The sequence below is a fragment of the Cobetia sp. genome, from assembly GCF_983723665.1.
Genome location: NZ_CFDJES010000225.1, coordinates 1 through 3,073 on the forward strand (window position 1 = coordinate 1; position 3,073 = coordinate 3,073).

Annotated in this window: 3 protein-coding genes; all 3 read right to left on the bottom strand. The window is 64.3% G+C overall.

Annotation, left to right across the window (positions count from 1 at the left end; all coding sequences use genetic code 11):
• Positions 1-3 precede the first annotated feature (3 nt).
• Positions 4-765, bottom strand: coding sequence for a malonate transporter subunit MadM (gene madM, locus AC4FAH_RS14140; protein ID WP_054556957.1), 762 nt, complete (start codon positions 763-765; stop codon positions 4-6).
• A gap of 10 nt (positions 766-775) precedes the next feature.
• On the bottom strand, positions 776-1,258 hold the full coding sequence (madL, locus tag AC4FAH_RS14145; protein ID WP_131432133.1) for a malonate transporter subunit MadL: 483 nt from the start codon (positions 1,256-1,258) through the stop codon (positions 776-778).
• A 279-nt stretch (positions 1,259-1,537) separates the two neighbouring features.
• Positions 1,538-3,073, bottom strand: a 1,536-nt coding sequence (locus tag AC4FAH_RS14150; RefSeq protein WP_490246268.1) for a malonate--CoA ligase, incomplete at its 5' end; no start/stop codon positions are given.

The following is a 3,073-nucleotide window of genomic DNA, read 5'->3' on the forward strand; positions in this document are numbered from 1 at the left end:
CGCTTACATCACCGCACGTACCGCCAGGAACAGCACCGTCGGGGCGAGCAGAATGCCCAGGCCGGTGTAGAAGGTGGCCGTCATCGCGCCGTAGGGCACCAGGCGGGCATCGGTGGCGGCGAGACCGGCCGCGACGCCGCTGGTGGTGCCGATCAGGCCGCCGAAGATCATCGCGGAGCGGGGATTGTCGAGCCCGATCAGGCGCGCCGTCATCGGCGTGGCGACCATGGTCAGGATCGACTTCACCAGTCCGGCCGCGATCGACAGCGCGACCACTTCGGAGCTTGCCCCCAGGGTGGCACCGGTGACCGGGCCGACGATGTAGGTGACCGCGCCCGCGCCGATGGTGGTGATATCGACCGGGTCGGTATAGCCGAAGGCGATGGCGACACCACCACCGGCGATGAAGGAGATCAGCACGCCGACGAACAGCGCCACGACCCCACGAAAGCCGGTCTGGCGGATTTCCTTCAGGTTGACCCCGTAGGCGGTGGCGATGATCGCGAGATCACGCAGCATGCCGCCGCCCATCAGGCCAAGCCCCGAGAACAGCGTGACATCCGAGAGCCCCTTGCTGCCGCCGGTGGTCGCGCCGCCCACATAGGCCAGCACCAGGCCGAGAATGATGGCGATGGCGGAGCCGTGTAGCTTGCCGTGGGTCAGGTTGTTGCTGATCCAGTAGGCGACATACATCGCCAGGCCGATCACGGCGAAGGCGGCGACCAGATGATACTTGTCGAACAGTTGGACGAGTGACTCGATCATGGTTCAGCCCTCAGTGTTTGTGCGCAGGAGTGGAGGAGGTGTGGCGGCTGCGGTCCAGCACCGGCGCACCCGTCGTCACCGAGGTTCTGGTCGGCGTATAGCGGGTCTCGCCGGCGAGCGGGTCATCTTCCAGCGCATTCTCGGGGCGCTTGCCGGTCAGCAGCGGCACGAGGGCCAGCCCCAGCACCACGGCCAGCACGCCCGCCACCAGCGCGACCATGCCGCCACTGAAGGCCGCGACCACGTTCTGGCTGGCGGCCATCGCGACCACGATGGGGATGTACATCGCGTTCCAGAAATTGATGCCGCTGGCGGTGCTGTCGGCCATCTTGCCGCGGTCCTTCAGTACGCCGGTGATGAAGATGAGCAGCAGCATCGCGATGCCGACGCCGCCGAGATTGGAATCGATATTGAGCATTTCTCCGAGCAGATCACCGATCACGAGACCGGCCATCATGCACCCTGCGAGCAGGGCAACTCCGTAGATCACCATGGCGTAATACCTTCTTGTTGTTGTGGTGAAGTGGTGGTGAATCAGTGTGGCGTCTTGTCGTCTTTCTGATTTATCTAACTTCTTGTCCATCCAGGTTGGACTATTCAGGTTGGCTAGCCTGGCTTTACGTGTCTTGTGTCTGACTATTGCGCGTCCTTTGCCTGTCCTTTGCCTGTCCTCTGCAGGTCTTGAGAGTGAATGAACCCACCGGCATGACGTGATGGCGTCACGCCATGCCGATGGCACGAATGTATCGTGGGCAGGCCTGGCTGTGCTGACTCAGCCGTGTGAACGGGCCGGCTCAGGTGCGAACAGCTCGGCATACTCCTCGCGCAGCTGTTTCTTCTGCACCTTGCCCATCACGTTGCGTGGCAGGCTGTCGATGAAGAACACGCGCTTGGGCTGCTTGTAGCGGGCCAGCTTGTCGCTGAGGGCGACCAGCACCGCCGCTTCATCGAGACTGTCCTGGTGGCCGTGCTGCATCACCACCACCGCGCAGACGCCTTCGCCGAAGTCAGGATGCGGCACGCCGAACACCGCCGATTCGTTGACGCCGGGCATGTCATCGATCAGCAGCTCCACCTCCTTCGGGTAGATGTTGTAGCCGCCGGAGATGATCAGGTCCTTGTCGCGGCCGCTGATGCACAGATAGCCATCGGCATCGATATGGCCGAGATCGCCGGTGATGAAGAAGCCATCCTCGCGAAATTCGCTGGCGGTCTTCTCCGGCATCTTCCAGTAGCCCTTGAAGACGTTCGACCCACGCACCTCGATCAGCCCCGTCTCGCCACGCGGCAGGATGGCGCCTGTCTCGCGGTCGGTGACGCGCACTTCGCTGCCGGGCAGCGCCATGCCCACCGTGCCCGGACGGCGCTCGCCATCATAGGGGTTGGAGGTGTTCATGTTGGTCTCGGTCATGCCGTAGCGTTCGAGAATCGCGTGGCCGGTGCGTGCGCTGAATTCGCTATGGGTCTCGCTGAGCAGCGGCGCGGAACCGGAGACGAACAGGCGCATGCTGGCGGTCGTCTCGCGGTTGAGGCGCTCGGATTCCAGCAGGCGCGTGTAGAAGGTCGGCACGCCCATCAGCACGCTGGAGCGCGGCATCAGGTCAAGAATCTGCTCGGCATCGAACTTGGGCAGGAAGGTCATCGAGGCGCCGACGGTCAGCACGATATTGCAGGCCACGAACAGGCCGTGGGTATGGAAGATGGGCAGGGCGTGGATCAGGTGGTCGTCCGCGCTGAAGCGCCAGGTCTCGGCCAGTGCCTGGCAGTTGGAGGCCAGGTTGGCGTGGGTCAGCATCGCGCCCTTGCTGCGTCCGGTGGTGCCGGAGGTATACAGAATGGCGGCGAGATCATCGGCGGCGCGTGGCTCGACCTCGTGGCTCGCGCTGCACTGGCGCGCCTGCTCCATCAGACTGCCGTCCTGCTCGGTACCGAGGCTCTCGACGCGTGGCACGCCGCATTGCTGGCCAAGTTCGCGTGCCGTCTCCAGCACCTTGGGCTGGCAGACATACAGATGCGGGCCGGCGTCGCCCAGGAAGTAGCGGATCTCCTCGCCGGTGTAGGCGGTGTTCAGCGGCAGATAGACCGCCCCGACCTGCAGGCAGGCGAGATACAGGATGACGGTTTCGCAGCTCTTGTCGATCTGCACCGCGACGCGGTCGCCCGGTGCCACGCCCAGCTCGCGCAGGGCACTGGCCATCTGGTCGGCGGCGGTGCGTGCCTGGGCGAAGGTGTAGCCGTGGCCTTCAACGGTATCGAGGAAGGTGGCATCCGGGCGCTCATCGAAGTTGCGCGCGAATTGCAGATAGAG